The sequence below is a fragment of the Vibrio sp. 10N.222.49.C9 genome, assembly GCF_041474985.1.
GTDB lineage: Bacteria > Pseudomonadota > Gammaproteobacteria > Enterobacterales > Vibrionaceae > Vibrio > Vibrio crassostreae_C.
In genome coordinates this window covers 1-320 of sequence record NZ_JBFRVD010000249.1, presented here as the reverse complement: position 1 = coordinate 320, position 320 = coordinate 1, and the positions used below count along the sequence as shown (strand labels likewise).

At 41.2% G+C, this 320-nt stretch carries 1 protein-coding gene; it reads right to left on the bottom strand.

The annotated features are described in order from the left end of the window. Positions 1-167: prepilin-type N-terminal cleavage/methylation domain-containing protein (locus AB4585_RS22995; RefSeq protein WP_372171119.1), on the bottom strand; the 167-nt coding region annotated here is incomplete at its 3' end. Between the last annotated feature and the right edge of the window lie 153 nt (positions 168-320).

The following is a 320-nucleotide window of genomic DNA, read 5'->3' as shown; positions in this document are numbered from 1 at the left end:
ATTAAACTATTGGCTAGGGCTGACGCACGTACTTCGTAAAAGGGTTTTGCTGATTGAGCTATTTGAGGGAATAAGAAACTGGTAAGCGTAATCAATGCGATGCCAAGAATGACAATCGCAATGATGCTTTCTATAAGAGTAAAGCCTGCACTCTTTTTAACAGCCATACACGTACCCCTGACTATTGATGCAGATACTTTCTTGTTCTTGAGTGCTAGCAATTTGGATACGAATAGGTTCAGGGCATGCGGAGCTGTAAATAGGATTGCCGAGTAGATCAAAGTCGATACTCATAGCAGGAGTAAAACTTAAGTCCTGTT